Below are 18,454 nucleotides of genomic sequence, written 5' to 3' on the forward strand. Positions count from 1 at the left end.
TTCCTTCTTCCTTCTTCCTTCTTCCTTCTTCCTTCTTCCTTCTTCCTTCTTCCTTCTTCCTTCTTCCTTCTTCCTTCTTCCTTCTTCCTTCTAACCCCTAACCCTCTTCCCCGGCCCCAGCACCAGCATGCAGGGTGTCAGCAGCAGGGTCAGGGCGGTGGCGAAGGTCAGGCCGCCGGCGATGGCGCTGGAGAGCTGGGTCCACCATTGGGTCGAGGGGGCGCCCAGGCCGAGTGAGCCGGCGAACAGGTCCACGTTGACTTCCAGCACCATTGGCATCAGGCCGAGGATGGTGGTGATGGCGGTGAGCAGTACGGGGCGCAGGCGCAGGCCGCCGGCCTGCAGGGCGGCGTCATGGGGGGAGAGGCCGTCGCCGCGCAGCTGGTTGAAGGTGTCGATCAGCACGATGTTGTTGTTCACCACGATGCCCGCCAGGGCGATGATGCCCATGCCGACCATGACGATGCCGAAGGGCTGGGCATTGACCAGCAGCCCCAGCAGTACGCCGGCGGTCGAGAAGACGATGGCGGACAGCACCAGCAGTGCCTGGTAGAGGCTGTTGAACTGGGTCACCAGGATCAGCGCCATCAGGAAGATGGCCACCACGAAGGCCGTGACCAGAAAGCGCATGGCTTGTTGCTGATCCTCCTGCTCTCCGGCCACTTCGACAGAGACGCCCTCGGGCAGCGATTGCATGGCATCGCGCAGCGCCTGGAGACGCTCATCGGGGCGAGCTCCGTCCTCGACATCGGCTTCCAGGGTGATGGCGCGCCGACCATCGATGCGGTGCAGGGTGCTGACCTTGGGGGCCGGTTCGATGCTCACGAAGTTGGAGATCGGCACCTGGCCGCGGGTGGTATTGACGGTGAGTCGGTCGAGCTGGTCCAGCGAACGCGAGTCTTCGGGCAGGCGCACCCGAATGTCCACCTCATCATCCACGCCGGATGGCCGGTAGCTGGCGACCTGCAGGCCGGTGGTCAGCAGCTGCACGGCATTGCCGATGGTCGCGACATCGGTACCGAAGCGGGCGGCTGCCTCGCGATCCACCTGGATACGCCACTCCACGCCGGGCAGGCTGCGGTTGTCCTCGATAGCGCGGAAACCGCCCAGCGATTTCATGGCCTGTCGCAGGCTGTCCACGGCCGCTTCGGTCTGGGCGTTGTCGCGGCCGCTGACTTCCAGCACGATCGGCTTGCCCGCGGCCGGCCCCTGTTCCTGTTCGCGGAATTCGAGCTGGACTCCGGGAATATCGGCGGTACGCTCCTGCATGTCGGCCAGGATCTGCCGGGCCGGACGCCGCTGGTGCCAGTCGATCAACTGGAATTGCAGCACGCCGATTACATCGGCACCGAGTTGCTGGTCCGAGGTGGCGAAGGAACGCGCATAGAGGGCCTGGATCTCGCTCATGTCGGTCAGCCGGGACTCGACGCGCTGGACGATGGCGTCATTCTCGCGTGCCGAGAAATTGCCCCGGGAGTGCACCAGCACCTGGGCACTGTCGGGCTCCACGCTGGGGAAGAACTCCACGCCGTGATTGAAGCGCGCGTAAGCCGTGTAGGTGAGTGCCATCAACAGCAGGGCGACCAGCAGCGTCAGCCCCGGGCGGGCCAGCAGGCGCCCCAGTATCCGGCGATACAGGCGTCCACCCGTGGTCACCAGTTCCTCGTCACTCAGCGAACGGCCACCGCGAGCACCGAAGACAGCGCCGAGTGTCGGCAGGAACACCAGGGCCATGGCCAATGACGCCAGCAGGCACAGAATCACCGTGGCCGGCAGGTATTTCATGAACTCGCCGACCACGCCCGGCCAGAACAGCAGCGGCACGAAGACGGCCAGGGTGGTAGCGGTGGAGGCGATGACCGGCCAGCTCATGCGGCTGGCAGCATTGAGCCAGGCCTCGCCGGGTGGCTGCCCCTGGCGCAGGTGGCGATCGGCCAGTTCACTGACCACGATGGCGCCGTCGACCAGCATGCCGGCCACCAGAATCAGGGCGAAGAGCACCACCATGTTGAGCGTCATGCCCAGGGCCCAGATCAGCAGGATGCCGGTGAGAAAGGCCCCGGGAATGGTCAGGCCGACCATCAGGGCCGGGCGCAGGCCCATGGCGGCGAGAATGACGATGAGGACCAGCAGTACCGCGGTCAGCACGTTGTTGAGCAGCTCGGAGAGCATCGACTCGACCTGCTCCGACTGATCCATGATGGTTGTCACCTCGAGGTCATCGGGCATCAGGCCCCTGGCTTCCTCGAGCAGGGCTTCCACCGAGTCGATGGTGGCGATGATGTTGGCGCCGGCACGCTTGGCGACTTCCAGCACCATGGCTGGCTGGCCGTCGATGCGCGCGAAGCCCTGGGGGTCCTTGAAGGTCGGGTTCAGGCGGGCCACGTCGTCGAAGGTCACCACCCGGTCACCCTCCACCTTGACCGGCATCTTCATGATGTCCTCGAGCTGCGATATGACGCCCGGGACCTTGAGCGCCAGGCGTCCGGCGCCGGTGTCCAGGCTGCCCGCCGCGACCAGCCGGTTGTTGCGGCTGACACTGTTGAACAGCGTCTGGAAATCCACGCCATAGCTGTGCAGCACCTGGGGATCGACGATGATTTCCAGCAGGTTCTCCCGGTCGCCGCCGATATCGACTTCCAGCACCTGGGGGATGGCCTCGATGCGTTCCTGAAGGCGTCGCGCGATGCTGACGCGGCGGCTCTCCTCGACGGGGCCGGAAAGGCCGATGGAAAGCACCGGGAAGAGTCCCACATTGACCTCCACGACCCGGGGCTCATCGGCTTCATCGGGCAGCTCGGCCTTGGCGATATCGACCTTCTCGCGCACGTCGGTCAGGGCCTGGTCGGGGTCGAAGCCGGGATCGAATTCGAGGTTCAGCGAGGCGTGGCCCTCGCTGGCCTGTGCGGTCAACTTGCGCAGCCCCTCGATGCTGCTCAGTTCCTGTTCCATGGGGCGGACCAGCAGGCGTTCGGCATCCTCCGGGCTGACCCCTTCCAGGCTCATCGAGACATAGATGACCGGAATGGCGATGTCCGGGTTGGCTTCCTTGGGCACGGCCTGCCAGGCGGCCAGTCCTGCCAGCAGCAGGGCCAGCAACAGCATCAGGGTCGTGCGCGAGCGGTCCAGCGCCGCCGAGATCAGCGTGAGCATGATCAGTCGGACTCCTCTTGCGTCGCGCTGGACGCTGTGTCGGCGGCGACCGGCGTGACCCTGTCGCCGGGGTCGACGAAGCCCCCGCCCAGGGTGATCAGCCTGATGCGGTCCGGCAGCCCGGCCACCCGGGCCACTTCATCGTCACTGCTGACCAGCTCGACGTTGTCGCGTACCACCCGGTTCTGGGCATCTATATGCTTGACCGCCAGTTGACCCTGTTCATCGAGCTCGAGCAGGGCAGGCGACATGCGGTGCACCTCGCGCGGCGGCAGGGTCAGTTCTAGGGTGGCGCTGGCGCCGGCCAGTCGGCGATGCTCGGGGTTGTCCAGTGCGACCTCGATGGCGAAGCTACGGGTCTGTTCGTCGGCGCGACTGGTGATGTGGGTCAGCTCACCCTCCAGGGTCGAGCCGTCGAGCAGGCGTACCCGGGCCGGCAGGCCGGTCTCCAGGCCCAGCACCTTGCGTTGCGGTACCCAGGCGCGGGCGGTGAGTCGTGAGTCGTCGACCAGCCGGCCCCAGGTTTCACCGGCCTGCACCAGCTCGCCAGGGTCCACGTCGAGGCGGTCGAGGACACCGGGGAAGGGGGCCTCGAGGCGGGTATCGTCAAGTTGCTGGCGCAGCTCGGCGACTTGTGCGGCGGCGGCACTCAGCGCACTCTGACGGCGCAGCAACTCGGGGTTCGAAATCAGCTCGCGATCTCGCAGGTTGCGGGCCCCGGAAAGCTCGGCACGTGCCAGGGCGAGTTCGGCCTCGGCCTGCTGCAGCCGTTCGGGCAGGGCTCCCTGATCGAGGCTGAGCAACAGCTCACCGGATGCCACACGGCTGCCCAGCTTGACCGGCATGGCCTCGACGCGTCCGCTCTGGCGGGCCCGAAGCTCCAGGGTGCGATGGGCTTCCAGCTCACCCTGAGCAATCAGTCGCGGCGCATACAATGAGGCCTGACGTCGTTCGACCTCGACCCGCGGCGGGGCCGCGGCCTCGTCGGAAGGAGCGGCGTCGGGTGCCGAGTCGCGAAAGCTCGAGATATCGCCGAAGGCCAGCCACAGCAGCAGGGCAAGCCCCAGGGCAATGGCCAGCAGGACAGAAAAGGCGGGGCGTTGACGTGGCATTCGGGCCTTCCATGGTGGCTACCGGTTGACCGGGGAATCATCGCAGCATCCGGGCGGGTAGGGAAGGCGCCCGGTTCTTCGGATGACGGCAGCGGGTGGGAGGTCACCGCGTGAATTGAGTTTTGCGCAATGCCGGCATACCATTTCAGGCGTTGCATGCCCGGCCTGGGCGGGTCATCACCTGCCTGCCTGGCTCACTCTCACGGCGACAACCGAAGGAGCCACGATGAAAGATCCCGTCCGTATAGCCATTACCGGTGCCGCAGGTCAGATCAGCTACTCACTGGCGTTCCGCATCGCCGCCGGCGACATGCTGGGCAAGGACCAGCCGGTCATCCTCCAGTTGCTCGAGATTCCGCCTGCCATGGATGCCCTCAACGGCGTGGTGATGGAACTCAACGACTGTGCCTTCCCGCTGCTGCACGACATCGTCGCCTCAGATGACCCCAATGTCGCCTTCAAGGACGCGGACTTTGCCCTGCTGGTCGGCGCGCGTCCGCGTGGCCCGGGCATGGAGCGCAAGGACCTGCTGGAAGCCAATGCGGCCATCTTCTCGGTTCAGGGCAAGGCACTCAACGATCATGCCAGCCGCGATGTGCGTGTACTGGTGGTCGGCAACCCGGCCAATACCAATGCGCTGATCGCCTCCTGCAATGCGCCGGATCTCGACACGGGCCAGTTCACCGCCATGATGCGTCTGGACCACAACCGTGCCACCACCCAGCTGGCGCAGAAGACCGGCAAGCACTCCACGGATGTCGAGTCGATGATCGTGTGGGGCAACCACAGCGCCACCCAGTATCCGGACCTTGCCCATTGCAAGGTGGATGGCAAGCCGGCGCTCGATCTCGTCGATCAGGACTGGTACGAGAACGACTTCATTCCCGGCGTCCAGCAGCGTGGCGCCGCCATCATCAAGGCTCGCGGCGCTTCCTCCGCCGCTTCCGCTGCTTCCGCCGCCATCGACCACATGCGTGACTGGGCGCTGGGCAGCGACGGCATCGTCAGCATGGGTATCCCCGCCGACGGCAGCTATGGCGTCGAACCCGGCATCATGTACTCCTACCCGGTGACCTGCCAGAACGGTCAGTACACCATCGTGCAGGGCCTGGACGTCAGCGACTTCAGCCGCGAGCGCATGAGCGCCACCGAGCAGGAACTGCGCGAAGAACGCAACGCCGTGGAGCATTTGCTCGGGTAAGAAGAAAGAATGAAGAAGTAAGTCGTAAGAAAACCCCGGACGCTCAGGCGATCGGGGTTTTCTTGTTGGGGCTGCCTTCTTCCCTCTTCAAGGCGCGAAGCGCCGTTCTTCCAACTTCCCTCGCAGCTGGGGGGTCAGTCCCTCAGACTGATAATCCGCCAGTCGCGTTGTGTGGCGATGTCGCGCAGGGTCGGGTCGGGGTCGACGGCGACGGGGTGGTCGACGGTCTCGAGCAGCGGCAGGTCGTTGTGCGAGTCGCTGTAGAACCAGGCGCCGTCGAGGGTGTCGTCGCGATCCTCCAGCCATTCCATCAGGCGGGTGACCTTGCCCTCCTGGTAACTCGGGATGCCGGTGACTCGGCCGGTATAGTGGCCATCGACCATCTCGGGTTCCACGGCGATCAGCTCGTCGATGCCCAGGCGGTCGGCGATCGGCTGGGTGATGAAGCGGTTGGTGGCGGTGATGATCAGCAGGGTGTCGCCGCGACTGCGGTGGCGGGCCACCAGCTCTTCACCGCGCTGCAGGATGGCCGGCTCGATCTTGCTGGCCATGAACTGTTGGTGCCAGGCCGCCAGCTGTTCCGGGCTGTTGTCGGCCAGTGGCTTGAGGGCGACTTCGAGGAAGGCTCGCATGTCCAGGGTGCCGGCCTCGTAGTCGGCCATGAAGCGGTCGTTGGCTTGCCTGTAGGCGACCGGGTCCACCGCGCCCTGTTCCAGCAGGAACTCGCCCCAGGCATGGTCGCTGTCGATGGCCAGGAGGGTCTTGTCGAGGTCGAAGATGGCGAGGCTCACGGCATTCCTCTCGAGGGTCGGCGATGATCGGGGAGCGGGGATTATGTCAGAGGTCCGGCGCCGATTCGAGCATGGACGATTGCCTTATTGAACCCTTTCACGCGCTTGTGGAAGAATGATCCCAATATTTTATTGATAAGGTGAAGCCCGTGATCGACGCAGACGGCTTTCGCCCCAACGTTGGTATTATCATTACCAACGACAGAGGGCAGCTGCTTTGGGCGCGTCGGGTTGGGCAGAATGCGTGGCAGTTTCCCCAGGGAGGCATCAAGGCTGACGAGACACCGCAACAGGCACTGTTCCGTGAGTTGTACGAGGAAATCGGTCTGACGGCCGATGATGTCGAAGTGCTTGGCTGCACCAGGGGATGGCTGCGTTACCGCCTGCCGCGACGCATGGTGCGAACGCATTGCCACCCGGTATGCATCGGCCAGAAACAGAAGTGGTTTCTGTTGCGGATTCGCTGCCGGGAAAACCGGATCTGCATGGACAGCGGTCCGGCCAAGCCGGAATTCGATGGCTGGCGATGGGTGAGCTACTGGTATCCGCTGGGGCAGGTCGTGCCCTTCAAGCGCGAGGTCTATCGACGCGCGCTGCGTGAGCTGTCGCCGCGAGCACAGCGTCTGGCTCTCGATCGGAGCTGATTGCCCGACACGCGCCGGGGCGACTCCCGGCATCATACTCCGGAGGCGAGAGACCCGTACAATGGACAGCAGGACGCCGATGCTCGAAGTGCTGCGGCGCATCATTCTGGAGGTCAACGGGGCTCGCAACCTGGACGCGGCCCTTTCCACCATGGTGCGGCGCATCCGCAAGGCCATGCGTACCGACGTGTGTTCCTTCTATCTCTTCGACCCCGATCTCGATCGGCTGGTGCTGATGGAGACGATCGGGCTGCGCAGCCAGGCGGTGGGGCAGGTCACCCTGCCCGTGGGCGAGGGCCTCGTGGGCCTGGTGGCCAAGCGCGAGGAGCCGCTCAACCTCGAGGATGCGCGTGCCCATGCGCACTTTCGCTATTTCGAGGCCACCGGGGAAGAGCGCTATTCGAGCTTCCTGGGCGTGCCGATCATCCACCAGCGCCGCATGCTCGGCGTGCTGGTCGTTCAGCAGTCAGAGAAGCGTCGCTACGATGAGGCCGATGAAGCCTTCCTGGTGACCATGGCCGCTCAGCTGGCCGGGGTGCTGGCGCATGCCCTGGCCACCGGCAGTCTGACCCGCCCGGCCCTGCCGGGCGGGCAGGCGACCTTCGTGGGTGTCGCGGCCTCGCCGGGGATGGCCATCGGCCAGGCCGTGGTGATCGCGCCGCCGGCCGACCTGAACAGTGTGCCGGATCTCATTCCCACCGATGAAGACTACGAGATCGAGCGCCTGCGCGATGCCATCGGCAAGGTGCGCGACGAGATCCGTTCGGCCGGCGAGCGGTTGGCGAATCGTATTTCGACCCAGGAGCTGGCGCTGTTCGATGTCTATCAGCAGATGCTGGGCGAGGCGGCGCTGTCCCAGGAGGTGGTCAAGCGTATCCGCGAAGGCCAGTGGGCGCCGGGGGCTCTGGCCGATGTGGTGCGTCGTCACGTGCAGTATCTCGAGCGCGTCGACGATGATTACCTGCGCGAGCGTGCCGCGGATGTGCGCGATCTGGGGCGGCGCGTGCTGGCGCATCTCCAGGAAGGCACCAGTGCCACGCCGGATGTCTATCCCGAGAACACCATTCTGGTCGGCGACGAGATCAGCGTTTCCATGCTGGGCGAGGTGCCCCGCGACCGCCTGGCCGGCCTGGTCTCGGTCCAGGGTTCCAGCACCTCGCATGTGGCGATTCTGGCTCGCGCCATGGGCATTCCCACGGTGCTCGGCATGGTCGATCTGCCGCTGCCGCGTCTCAACGGCACGCCGGTGGTCCTGGATGGTCACCGCGGCCGCCTCTTCGTGCGCCCCAACGAGGAACTCGAGCGTCGCTATCAGAGCATGATCGACGAGGAGCGCGAGCTCAGCGAAGTTCTCGAACACGAACAGGATCTGCCGAGTCGCACCACGGATGGTCATGACATACCGCTGATGGTCAATACCGGCCTGGCGGTGGATGCCGTGTCTTCCCTGAAGGCACGCATCGGCGGCGTCGGGCTGTATCGCACCGAAGTGCCGTTCATGATCACCGAGCGCTTCCCCGGCGAGCAGGAGCAGACGCGCCTGTACCGCGAGCAGCTGGAGGGGTTCGCGCCCCTGCCGGTGGTCATGCGCACCCTGGATATCGGCGGCGACAAGGACCTTCCCTACTTTCCCATCGAAGAGGCCAACCCCTTCCTGGGCTGGCGGGGCATTCGCGTCACCCTGGACCATCCGGAAGTCCTGATGGTCCAGCTCCGGGCGATGTTGCGTGCCTCCCAGGGGCTCGACAATCTGCAGGTATTGCTGCCGATGGTCACCAATGTCGACGAGGTCGACGATGCCCTGAGGTTGCTGGAGCGTGCCATTTCCGAACTCGGAGAAGACGGCATCGTGGTGGCCAGGCCCAGGGTCGGGGTGATGATCGAGGTGCCGGCCACGCTCTATCAGCTCGGCGCACTGGCCAAGCGCGTCGACTTCTTTTCGGTGGGCAGCAACGATCTGACCCAGTATCTGCTGGCCGTGGATCGCAACAATCCACGCGTCGCCGAACTCTACGATGCCTGTCATCCGGCCGTGCTGTCGGCGCTGGCCCGGCTGGCCGCGGAGTCGCGCGACCTGCAGGTGCCGGCATCGGTGTGCGGTGAACTGGCCGGGGATCCGGCCGGCGCCCTGCTGCTGATGGGCATGGGCTTCAGTTCGCTGTCCATGAACGCGCCCAGCCTGCCCAAGGTGCGGGCGGCGGTCAGGCGTGTTTCCCTGCAGGCGGCACAGCAACTGGTCGACGAGACACTGAAATTCGACTCGCCGGCCGCGGTGCGCAAGCACCTCGACCAGCGCATGGCCGAGTGGCAATTGAGCCACCTGCTGCCGCCACGGGATTGATGGCCGTCACTGTCGGTGGCGCTTCAGGCCTGTCGGGTGTCGATGTGGTGGTCGTCGAGCCGGGTTCCGCCGGGGCCGAAACGCCGCTCGTGCATCCTGAAGTGCCCGCTGACCTGCCATTCCAGCCAGCTCGTTGAGCGTGTGCCGTATGCGTCGCCCAGGATGAAGGCGGCGGAGAGCCGGCGTTCGAGCTCCGGCTCGACACCGGTATCGGGAAGCCGCTCGTCGTCGGCCTGACGGGTGTCGGCGAAGCGCGCCAGTGCTGTCTCCGGCCAGCCGGCCTGCCGACTGTCCGCCAGGCCCTGACAGGCGTTCAGCAGCTTGGGCCAAGGGGTGTCGAGGCTGGCATTGGATAGGCCATGAATGCCGGGCGGAACGGCCGTGAGGCTCAGCGCTGCCCGGCCGCGGTGCAGGTGCCAGAGCCGCTGGCCATCCCCGGCCAGCAGGTTGAAGCCGGCGTAGCGTCGCGCCTCGCCCTGCGCGAGCTGCCTCAACCATTGCGCCAGGTCATCGCACTCGAGAGCGTCTCTGACCAGTGCGCCGCGGCTGGGGGACGAGACCGGCACCTCGAGACCCGGATCGCGAACATTGGTCACCGCGGCGAAGCGTCCGTGGCGGTGCATGGCCATCCAGCCGCCGCCACCTTGCAGGTCACGTCCGCCGATGATGGCCGGGGCATCTTCCCAGGCGCCGAGGCCGGCCGTGGGGCGGGAATGAAACTCGTCACGATTGGCCATCAGGCGCAGTCGGATGGCGTCGTCGGGGCGGAAATCGAAGGCGATCAGGCACATTCCGCTGAGCCTAACCGGCTTTAACGGCCTTGCAAAGTCCACTTGCAAGCCCCGGGCAAACGTCACGAAGGACGGCGGTAATTTATCGGCACCCTCTCATGACAGTCCGGGTTTCCCGGCGTAAACTTTGTTTATCATCGACCCGTTACAAGGATGAACATGCGAGTCGGATTGCCCAAGGAGCCCCTCTGGACACAGGTAGTGAGCCCTATCCTGTGGCCGGTGTTGTTGGCCCAGATGTTGCTGGTCGTGCTGGGTGTCGCCATCACCCTGATCTGCTGGTGGCTGATGCCGGCAGAGGCCTCCTGGAGCCTCACCTTCTGGCTGCTGCTGACGCTGCTGGTCGGCAGCAGCCTGAATGTGGCCATCTTCCTGATGCTGCTCAGGCAGCGCCTGTATCGACATACGCAGGAACTCGCGGCGCGTCTCGACAGCCTGGATCGGGCGCTTGACCAGGCGGTAGAGCTTACAGAGGACCAGCGGGTGGCCACGCGCTCGCCTCAGGACCGGATCGACCACCTGGTGACCCGGCTGGGGGGGGCGGCGTCTCGGGAACAGGATGAACTGGCCCGGACACGACAGGCTGAGCAGCGTTTGAGCGATGAGCTGGAGTCACTGCAGAGTCGCGTGGGCCGCCTGAAGACCGAACGCGAGCGAGCCCGTGAGTCTGCCCGGCTCAAGTCGCATTATCTGGCTCATCTCCAGCAGACCCTGATGCCTTCGCTCGAGGCGCTCGAACGACAGGTTCCGGCCGAGACGTCATGTCCTGAGCTGGTGGGCAAGTTACGCAGCCAGCTGGCGGATGCCAGATCACTGCTGGACACCCTCGACGAGTCACCGGATGTGGCACAGGACCCCAGTGCCTGTGTGCTGATCGTGGACGATGGCCCCGTCAACCTGATGCTGGCCCGACAAGTGCTCGAGCGCGAGGGGTTGCAAGTAGTCACCGCTTCCTGCGGCAGCGAGGCGCTGGAGCGTCTATCCGAGTGGCCGATCGATCTGGTGTTCATGGATATCTTCATGGCCGACATGGACGGTGTCGAAACCTGCCGCATCTGGCGGGAACGTGAATCGGCCGGGTCCGGCGCAGGACGCAATGTGGTGATCGCCCTGACCGCCAATGCCGGTGAGGCGGATCGACGCCGTTTCGAGGAAGCCGGGATGGATGACTATCTGGCCAAGCCATACCGCCCCCAGGACATCCTGGAAACCGTGCGTCACTGGTTGCCGGGTGTGCTCCAGGATGGCAAGGAGCCTTCATGAGTGAGGCCTCGTTGTGGCTCGGCTACCTGGCGCTGGGTAGTGTGGCGGGGACTCTGGCCGGGCTCTTCGGTATCGGCGGCGGCCTGATCATCGTGCCGGCGCTGGTGTTTGCCTTCGAGCTACAGCAGGTCGCGCCGGAGGTGGTGATGCACCTTGCCGTGGGCACCTCGCTGGCGACGATCGTGGTGACCGGCGCCTCCTCGGCGCTTGGTCACTATCGTCGTGGCAGTGTCCATGAGCCCTGGCTGTTGGCCTTGCTGCCGGGTTTGATGATCGGCGCCATTGGCGGTGGGCTGGTGGCGGATCGCCTGTCGAGCGAATGGTTGGGCATGCTGTTCGGTATCTTCCTGCTGTTGGTGGCGGTCAAGATGCTGCTCGGCCTGCGGCCGGCAGCGCGCCGCCAGGAACCCGGGAACGGCGTGATGATGCTGGCCGGCGCCATGATCGGCGGCGTCTCGGCGCTGTTCGGCATCGGCGGGGGAACCCTGAGTGTCCCCTGGCTGTCACGTAGCGGGGCAACCATGACGCAGGCAGTCGGCACGTCCTCGGCATGCGGTCTGCCGATCGCTTTGCTGGGAGCCGCCACCTTCATCCTGGTCGGCTGGCAGGAGCCCGGTCTGCCGCCGGGCGCGCTGGGCTATGTCATGTGGCCTGCCTTCTTCGGCATCGTGCTGACCAGTGTGCCCTGTGCCCGCCTGGGCGTCTGGCTCGCCCACCGGCTACCGGCCCGACAGCTCGGCATCGCCTTCGCCCTGCTGCTCGCAGGGGTCGGGGTGAGGTTTCTGCTTTGAGAGTGATAGAGCGGTGCTATGCGTCTTGAAGAGGGAAGAGCGCGGCTTCGCCGCTGGAAGAGGGAAGAAAACCCTTGGCGGCTTTGCTGAAATGTTTCGTTTGGCGTCTTCCTTCTTACTTCTTCTTACCTCTTACTTCTTATCTCTTACTTCTTCTTGAGGACCCCATGCTGACTTATCCCTCCATCGACCCGGTTGCTATCTCGATCGGGCCTTTCCAGGTGCATTGGTACGGCCTGATGTACGTGATCGGTTTCCTCGCTGCCTGGTGGCTGGGGCGCCGGCGTGCCGAGCGCATCGGCCTGACCCGCGATGACGTTGGCGATCTGCTGTTCTATGGTGCACTCGGTGTGGTCCTGGGCGGTCGCCTGGGGTATGCGCTCTTCTATGGCATGGACCAGTGGCTGGCGGATCCGCTCTGGGTGCTGCGTGTCTGGGAGGGCGGCATGAGCTTTCATGGCGGCCTGCTGGGGGTGCTGCTGGCTGCCTGGTGGTTCGCTCGCCGCAAGCGGCTGGCGTTCTTCACCCTGACGGACTTCGTCGCGCCCCTGGTACCCATCGGCCTGGGGGCCGGGCGTATCGGCAACTTCATCAACCACGAGCTGCCGGGGCGGGTGACGGATCTGCCCTGGGGCATGCCGTTTCCCGGTGTGGGGCCGGAGCCGCGTCATCCGTCCTCGCTGTACGAGGCCGTGCTGGAAGGCCTGGTGTTGTTCGCCGTGCTCTGGTGGGTCTCGGCGAAGCCGCGTCGTCGTGGATTTATCTCGGGGCTCTTCCTGGTGCTCTACGGCATCTTCCGGTTCGCGGTGGAATTCGTGCGGCGTCCGGACCCGCAGCTCGGGTTCATCGCCTTCGACTGGCTGACCATGGGCATGCTGCTGTCACTGCCGATGATCCTCGCCGGGGCGGGGTTGGTGGTCTGGTCGCGACGCCAGCCGACGCCCTGACGGGAAGACGCCGCTGCGCGGCGTCTTGAAGAGGGAAGTGCGTCGCTTCGCTCCTGGAAGAGGGAAGAGTATAGCGCGGCTCGTGTTTTTCTTCCCTCTATCCTTCTTCCGACTTGGAGCTGATGGCTTACGGCAGCTGTAGCCTCTGTGTAGAATAACCACTCAATTTCCCAGCTGTGATTTTGCCGTGAAAGCCGAGACTCTACCTCCTCTGGAACAGCCTTATCTCGACCTGATGCGTGCGGTGCTGGAGCATGGCGTCGAGCGCGGTGACCGTACCGGCGTGGGTACGCGCTCGCTGTTCGGCCATCAGATGCGCTTCGATCTGTCGCGCGGGTTCCCACTCATCACCACCAAGAAGCTGCATCTGCGTTCGATCATTCACGAGCTGCTGTGGTTTCTGGCCGGTGATACCAATATCGCCTATCTCCGGGAGAACGGCGTCAGGATCTGGGACGAGTGGGCCGACGCGAACGGTGATCTGGGGCCGGTCTATGGTTACCAGTGGCGCAGCTGGCCGGATCCGCGCGGCGGTCATGTGGACCAGATCGCCGGCTTGCTCGAGCAGTTGAAGTACAACCCGCAGTCGCGGCGTTTGATCGTCTCGGCCTGGAACCCGGCGCTGGTCGATGACATGGCCCTGCCGCCGTGTCACTGCCTGTTCCAGTTCTACGTGGCCGATGGGCGACTGTCCTGCCAGCTCTATCAGCGCAGTGCCGACATCTTCCTCGGGGTGCCCTTCAATATCGCCAGCTATGCCCTGCTGACTCGCATGATTGCCCAGGTGGCCGGGCTCGAGCCGGGGGATTTCGTGCATACCCTGGGCGATGCGCACCTCTATCTCAATCATCTCGAGCAGGCCGAGCTGCAGTTGACCCGCCAGCCGACCGAGGCGCCTCGTCTGGTGCTCGAGCCCGGCGTGGATGACCTCTTCGCGTTTCGTTTCGAACATATCGCCATCGAGGGCTATGCACCGCACCCGCACATCAAGGCGGAGGTCGCCGTATGACGGATAGCACCCTGGTACCCGTCGCCATGATCGCGGCCATGTCGAGCAATGGCGTGATCGGCGTCGATAACAAGCTTCCCTGGTACCTGCCCGAGGACCTCAGGTTCTTCAAGTTCATGACCCAGGCCAAGCCGCTGGTGATGGGGCGCAAGACCTTCGCCTCGATCGGCAGGCCCTTGCCCGGCCGCCTGAATATCGTGATCACGCGGGATACGAACTTTCAGCCCGAGGGTGTCCGGGTCTGCCATGACCTGGCGGCGGCACTGACGCTGGCCGATCAGCAGGCCACCATCGATGGTGTCGACGAGATCATGGTCATGGGAGGCGCCCAGATCTATGCTCAGGCCCTGCCGCTGGCCAGCCGGTTGTATCTGACCGAGGTGGCCGTCGAGGTGCAGGGCGACGCGCATTTCCCGCCGCTCGACATGACCCAGTGGCAAGAGCAGCAGCGTGTGCCCGGCAACCCTGACGAAGGGCAGCCGGCCTATGATTTTGTGTCGTATCAGCGTCGCGGTTTGCCAGAGACCGACGCCTGACACAGACTGTCAGTGTGGCGCCGGGGCGCTGGAGAAGCCCGCGGCGTGTTCAGGAAGGCGCACTTGGAGGATCAGGAATTGATCGAGGAACGTTCAACGCGCTTGATGGTGGCGCTGGAAGGGCGCGCCGAGGCCCTGCTGGAAGCACTGCATGAGGCGCGCAGTCAGCGTGCGACCATGGCGGCGCGGCTCGATGAACTGGAGCATCAGCGACAGGCACTTGAAGCGCGTAACGCTGAACTGATCGCCGAGGCCAGGGAGCGGGCCGATGAGCGCGATACGCTGACACGACAATTGACCGAGCTGCAGGATCGCCTGGCCGATGCCGAAGCCTCGGGGATGGAGTTGCTCGAGGAAAATCGCGAGCTGGACGAGCAGAACCGCGAGCTCGAATCCCACAATCGGCAGTTGCGTGCCGAACGCGATGGCCCCGGAGAGCATGAGGGCAGCTCCTTCTTTCAACGGCCTGGCCGTCGCGCCCAGGGGTTCTCGGCCCTGATGGGGCAGCGACACAAGCCGTTTCAGGAGGCTGGCAATGCCGACCCCGAGCCGGCGGCGAGCAGGGATCAAGTGGCGGAGGCTTCCGATGAGCCTTCCGCAGTCGTCGAGGGGCCGTCGGAACAGGACCAGCAGGTAACGCTGCCCAGCGTCGATGAGGCGCCGTCTCCCCAGGCGTTGCTCGAGCAATGGTATCAGCGCTATCCCGAGGCCTTCTTCAAGGGGCACACGCGCCCGCTGCAGGTGGGCATTCATGAAGCCCTGGCAGCACGCGAGGCCTGGCCGGAAAAGCTGGTGCGGCGTGCCCTTGCCTGCTACGTCAACCTGCCGCGCTATCTCAAGTCGGTGCGCGAAGGCGCCGAGCGTATCGATCTGGATGGCGCGCCTGGAGGGCAAGTCGATGGCGGTGCCGCCGAGCATGCCCGCAAGAAGCTCGAGCGTCTGCAGTCCGCCCGGCGCAGCAGTGGCAAGACCTCGCGGCGTTCGACTCCGCGCCGAGGCGCCGGTGGCGGGAAGGGGCAGCAACGGGGCTCCCGCGGCCCACAAGAGGCCAGCAATGCCGGCCATCAGGGTGGGGCGAGTCACCAGGCCAGGGAAGCGGATCCCAAGAAGTCGTCTGCGGACACGTCGAGCCAGGCGATGTCATCCGGCGGGTCATCCGCCCAGGCCGATGAGCCCGCCGATAGCCGCATGCAGCGCAAGCTCGGCGAGTTGATGGCTCGCCACAACGCGGACGGCACGAGCCGCTGAATGACGCTCCGGTCGTCTGGGTGACTTGAAAGCGTCATCTCGGCCATGCATGATGCACCCTGTGCCGCATCGACATAGGAACTCCGGGTTCTTGCCGATGTGTGACGGCAGGCCCGCCGGGATGGCGTCCGGCCAGTTTCGCAGGGAGAAATGCGGGATTTTTTGTGCAGAGAAAGAAAACAGTGTTTTTTTCTTGTTGCGCTCTCGCTGATCCCGGTATAAAGTTGTCCCTGCGAGCATTGGAATATAACAAGGCTTGGCCGTGGTCCGGCTCGCATGCTGCCCTCCATGAGGATTCATGCAGCAACGAGAACCGGCACCTGACAGGCAAGCCGGCTGCACAACGCAGCATCGATCGAAACAGCAAGCTAGTCATAAGGAATACTGCAATGAAAAAGACACTGTTAGCGACTGCCATCGCCGGTGCCATGGTTGCCTCCGGCGCCCAGGCAGCCACCGTCTACAACCAGGATGGCACCAAGCTCGACGTCTACGGCAACATCCAGCTGGCCGTTTATAGCACCACGAAGGCCAACGGCGAGTCTGATTCTCAGCTGACCGATAACGGCACCACCTTCGGCTTCGCCGCCGAGCATGTCATCTATGATGGCTTGACCGGCTACATGAAACTCGAGTTTGACGACATCAACGCCGACGAAATGGCCACTGGCCCGCGTCAGGATGGTGGTGACACCGCCTACATCGGCCTGAAAGGCAACTTCGGTGACGTCAAGCTGGGTTCCTATGATGACCTCTTCGATGACTGGATCCAGGATCCCGTCACCAACAACGAAGGCTTCGATGTCAGCGACTCCACCAGCTATGCTGGCCTGGGCGGCGCCATTCAGACCGACCAGCTGACCTATGTCTCGCCGTCCTTCAGCGGCCTGGAACTGGCCATCGGTACCCAGTTCAAGGGTGATGGTGAAGGGATCACCTCTGACAATGATCCTGGACAGTTTGTTGGCGGTGAAAACCTGTCTGGTGACAGCAATGCTTCCGTCTTCGGTGGTGCCAAGTACACGGCCGGCAACTTCTCCGTGGCCGCCATGTACGACAACCTCGACAACTACGAGGTTCGCACCCAGGATGCTATCAATGCCGGTCAGGAATTCGGCGACCGTTATGGCATCACTGGTCAGTACACCATGGACAGCCTGCGTGTGGCCCTGAAACTCGAGCGCTTCGAATCCGATGTTGATGGTGTCGATTCCACCAACTTCTATGGTCTGGGTGCCCGCTATGGCTATGGCCAGGGCGACATCTATGGTGCCTATCAGTATGTCGACGTGGGCGCGGAAGACTTCACCAACGAACTGGGTGAGTCCCTGCAGGACGAGCAGGAGCGCGACGAGACCTACAACCAGATCATCGTTGGCGCGACCTACAACATCTCTGATGCCATGTACACCTGGGCCGAAGCCGCGTTCTATGACAAAGAGAACGACGAAGACGACGGCGTTGGTGTGGGCGTGACCTACATGTTCTAAACCCCTCTTGCAGGGAGACCTGCCCGAAGGGTTGAACAACGAAAGCCGATCCCCCGGGGTCGGCTTTTTTTCATTGGGCGAGAATGAGGCAAGCGAGGTTCCATGAAACAGCCGATCCTAACCGCGGGTTTGCTTACCCTGGGGCTGAGCCTGGTCGCGGCACCGACCTGGGCCAGCGAGATGCAGGACCGTTTCCGGGAAGAAGGCAAGCAGATGGACTTGACCGGCTATCTGCAGCCGGAGACCGATGCCTATAGCCGCAGCTTCCTGTTCGGCGGCGTCAACGAGCATGATTTTACGGTCGAGCAAGCCGGCACCTATGCCTTTACCAGCGATGTGACCGCCGGCTATGCCGATGACTATCGCATTGCCGCCGTGCTGCTGAATGATCAGGGCCAGGAGATCACGCGTTCGCAGGCACTGGGGCAGAATGGTGGCCTTGAAATGCAGGCCGAGCTCGAGCCCGGTGACTATACACTGCGCGTGGAAGCCCACCGCTTCGGTACCCGGGGCAAGGCCGGGGATGCCTATTCCATCGATGTCGCGGGTCTGAACGAACAGGGTCAACGGATTGACGAAGCCGTGGATGATGGCGGCAACATTCAATTTGTTGGCGAGAATCGCTCCGGCGGCAAATCCGTATTCGTGCGCGGCGATGATGCCGTAGCAACGCTGCGCAGCGGGGATAGCGCGACTGCCGGCGAAGCGTCGACTGCCGGGGCCCAAGCGAACGGCTCGGCGGCAGCCACGGCCTCCGCCGGAGATCAGAGTGCATCCGCTGCTGAGACCGAGGAGGAGGGCTTCGAGACCATCGTCACCGACGTCAAGATCCGTGCCAGTGGCAAGACGCTGACCTTCGACGTGGCCGAGGCCGGCACGATCTCCATCGAGACATCCACCTATCCGCCGGGTGCCGAAGACACCTATCGCATCGAGCTGGAAGTGCTCGACGAATCCGGTAATGTCGTGGCCGAAGGGGCCGGGGAAGGTTTCGATGGCGATGTCGACATGGAAACCGTGCTGCAGCCGGGGCGCTATACCATCAATGTACACGGTCAGAAGTTTGGTTCGGCCCACACCGGGCCCAACAACTATGAGCTCAAGGTCGAGCAGTTGAATCGACGCTGAGGGCGTGGC

The 18,454-nt window shown here is 64.3% G+C and carries 15 protein-coding genes; 11 read left to right on the forward strand and 4 right to left on the reverse strand.

Annotated elements, in window-relative coordinates; genetic code table 11:
* Positions 1-90 precede the first annotated feature (90 nt).
* Positions 91-3,153 carry an efflux RND transporter permease subunit gene (locus tag HHA01_RS01310; RefSeq protein WP_141317302.1) on the reverse strand — a complete coding sequence of 1,021 codons (3,063 nt, stop codon included), beginning with the start codon at positions 3,151-3,153 and terminating at the stop codon, positions 91-93.
* Between the two features lie 2 nt (positions 3,154-3,155).
* On the reverse strand, positions 3,156-4,265 hold the full coding sequence (locus HHA01_RS01315; protein ID WP_141317303.1) for an efflux RND transporter periplasmic adaptor subunit: 1,110 nt from the start codon (positions 4,263-4,265) through the stop codon (positions 3,156-3,158).
* Between the two features lie 226 nt (positions 4,266-4,491).
* Between HHA01_RS01315 and HHA01_RS01320 the strand changes: the two genes are divergently transcribed.
* Positions 4,492-5,466, forward strand: coding sequence for a malate dehydrogenase (locus HHA01_RS01320; RefSeq protein WP_141317304.1), 975 nt, complete (start codon positions 4,492-4,494; stop codon positions 5,464-5,466).
* 134 nt (positions 5,467-5,600) lie between these two features.
* On the opposite strand, the gene HHA01_RS01325 is transcribed toward HHA01_RS01320, so the two are convergent.
* The gene (locus HHA01_RS01325; protein WP_141317305.1) at positions 5,601-6,257 is read right to left on the reverse strand and encodes a histidinol-phosphatase; all 657 of its coding nucleotides are present in this window, start codon (positions 6,255-6,257) and stop codon (positions 5,601-5,603) included.
* Positions 6,258-6,406: 149 nt separating this feature from the next.
* Here HHA01_RS01325 and HHA01_RS01330 point away from each other — a divergent pair, with 149 nt between their 5' ends.
* Entirely contained in the window at positions 6,407-6,901 is a 495-nt protein-coding gene (locus tag HHA01_RS01330) for an RNA pyrophosphohydrolase (protein ID WP_141317306.1), read from the forward strand.
* Positions 6,902-6,980: 79 nt separating this feature from the next.
* The gene (gene ptsP / locus HHA01_RS01335; protein ID WP_141317357.1) at positions 6,981-9,242 is read left to right on the forward strand and encodes a phosphoenolpyruvate--protein phosphotransferase; all 2,262 of its coding nucleotides are present in this window, start codon (positions 6,981-6,983) and stop codon (positions 9,240-9,242) included.
* Between the two features lie 23 nt (positions 9,243-9,265).
* Here ptsP and HHA01_RS01340 read toward each other — a convergent pair whose 3' ends face one another.
* Complete coding sequence (locus HHA01_RS01340) at positions 9,266-10,033, reverse strand: NRDE family protein (protein WP_141317307.1); 768 nt, start codon at positions 10,031-10,033, stop codon at positions 9,266-9,268.
* Between the two features lie 201 nt (positions 10,034-10,234).
* Here HHA01_RS01340 and HHA01_RS01345 point away from each other — a divergent pair, with 201 nt between their 5' ends.
* From HHA01_RS01345 to HHA01_RS01380, 8 genes are all read left to right on the forward strand, one after another.
* The gene (locus HHA01_RS01345) at positions 10,235-11,296 is read left to right on the forward strand and encodes a response regulator (RefSeq protein WP_170214814.1); all 1,062 of its coding nucleotides are present in this window, start codon (positions 10,235-10,237) and stop codon (positions 11,294-11,296) included.
* Positions 11,293-12,087 carry a sulfite exporter TauE/SafE family protein gene (locus HHA01_RS01350; RefSeq protein WP_141317309.1) on the forward strand — a complete coding sequence of 265 codons (795 nt, stop codon included), beginning with the start codon at positions 11,293-11,295 and terminating at the stop codon, positions 12,085-12,087. The genes HHA01_RS01345 and HHA01_RS01350 overlap by 4 nt, the downstream gene beginning before the upstream one ends.
* Before the next feature lie 167 nt (positions 12,088-12,254).
* Positions 12,255-13,034, forward strand: coding sequence for a prolipoprotein diacylglyceryl transferase (gene lgt, locus HHA01_RS01355; protein WP_141317310.1), 780 nt, complete (start codon positions 12,255-12,257; stop codon positions 13,032-13,034).
* Positions 13,035-13,269: 235 nt separating this feature from the next.
* Positions 13,270-14,043, forward strand: a complete 774-nt coding sequence (locus tag HHA01_RS01360; RefSeq protein WP_246053775.1) for a thymidylate synthase — start codon at positions 13,270-13,272, stop codon at positions 14,041-14,043.
* Positions 14,040-14,579 carry a dihydrofolate reductase gene (locus HHA01_RS01365; protein ID WP_141317312.1) on the forward strand — a complete coding sequence of 180 codons (540 nt, stop codon included), beginning with the start codon at positions 14,040-14,042 and terminating at the stop codon, positions 14,577-14,579. Before HHA01_RS01360 ends, HHA01_RS01365 begins: the two co-directional genes overlap by 4 nt.
* A gap of 63 nt (positions 14,580-14,642) precedes the next feature.
* Positions 14,643-15,827, forward strand: coding sequence for a ProQ/FINO family protein (locus tag HHA01_RS01370; protein WP_246053771.1), 1,185 nt, complete (start codon positions 14,643-14,645; stop codon positions 15,825-15,827).
* A gap of 389 nt (positions 15,828-16,216) precedes the next feature.
* Positions 16,217-17,317 carry a porin gene (locus tag HHA01_RS01375; RefSeq protein ID WP_141317313.1) on the forward strand — a complete coding sequence of 367 codons (1,101 nt, stop codon included), beginning with the start codon at positions 16,217-16,219 and terminating at the stop codon, positions 17,315-17,317.
* A gap of 102 nt (positions 17,318-17,419) precedes the next feature.
* The gene (locus tag HHA01_RS01380; RefSeq protein WP_246053772.1) at positions 17,420-18,445 is read left to right on the forward strand and encodes a hypothetical protein; all 1,026 of its coding nucleotides are present in this window, start codon (positions 17,420-17,422) and stop codon (positions 18,443-18,445) included.
* Positions 18,446-18,454: the final 9 nt, after the last annotated feature.

The organism is Halomonas halmophila, from assembly GCF_006540005.1.
Classification (GTDB): domain Bacteria; phylum Pseudomonadota; class Gammaproteobacteria; order Pseudomonadales; family Halomonadaceae; genus Halomonas; species Halomonas halmophila.

Bases quoted from the DNA above. Each gene is read 5' to 3' on its own strand.
- HHA01_RS01310 (WP_141317302.1), bottom strand. From the start codon at position 3,153: ATGCTCACGCTGATCTCGGCGGCGCTGGACCGCTCGCGCACGACCCTG.
- HHA01_RS01315 (WP_141317303.1), bottom strand. From the start codon at position 4,265: ATGCCACGTCAACGCCCCGCCTTTTCTGTCCTGCTGGCCATTGCCCTG.
- HHA01_RS01320 (WP_141317304.1), top strand. From the start codon at position 4,492: ATGAAAGATCCCGTCCGTATAGCCATTACCGGTGCCGCAGGTCAGATC.
- ptsP (WP_141317357.1), top strand. From the start codon at position 6,981: ATGCTCGAAGTGCTGCGGCGCATCATTCTGGAGGTCAACGGGGCTCGC.
- HHA01_RS01340 (WP_141317307.1), bottom strand. From the start codon at position 10,033: ATGTGCCTGATCGCCTTCGATTTCCGCCCCGACGACGCCATCCGACTG.
- HHA01_RS01350 (WP_141317309.1), top strand. From the start codon at position 11,293: ATGAGTGAGGCCTCGTTGTGGCTCGGCTACCTGGCGCTGGGTAGTGTG.
- lgt (WP_141317310.1), top strand. From the start codon at position 12,255: ATGCTGACTTATCCCTCCATCGACCCGGTTGCTATCTCGATCGGGCCT.
- HHA01_RS01360 (WP_246053775.1), top strand. From the start codon at position 13,270: ATGCGTGCGGTGCTGGAGCATGGCGTCGAGCGCGGTGACCGTACCGGC.
- HHA01_RS01365 (WP_141317312.1), top strand. From the start codon at position 14,040: ATGACGGATAGCACCCTGGTACCCGTCGCCATGATCGCGGCCATGTCG.
- HHA01_RS01375 (WP_141317313.1), top strand. From the start codon at position 16,217: ATGAAAAAGACACTGTTAGCGACTGCCATCGCCGGTGCCATGGTTGCC.
- HHA01_RS01380 (WP_246053772.1), top strand. From the start codon at position 17,420: ATGAAACAGCCGATCCTAACCGCGGGTTTGCTTACCCTGGGGCTGAGC.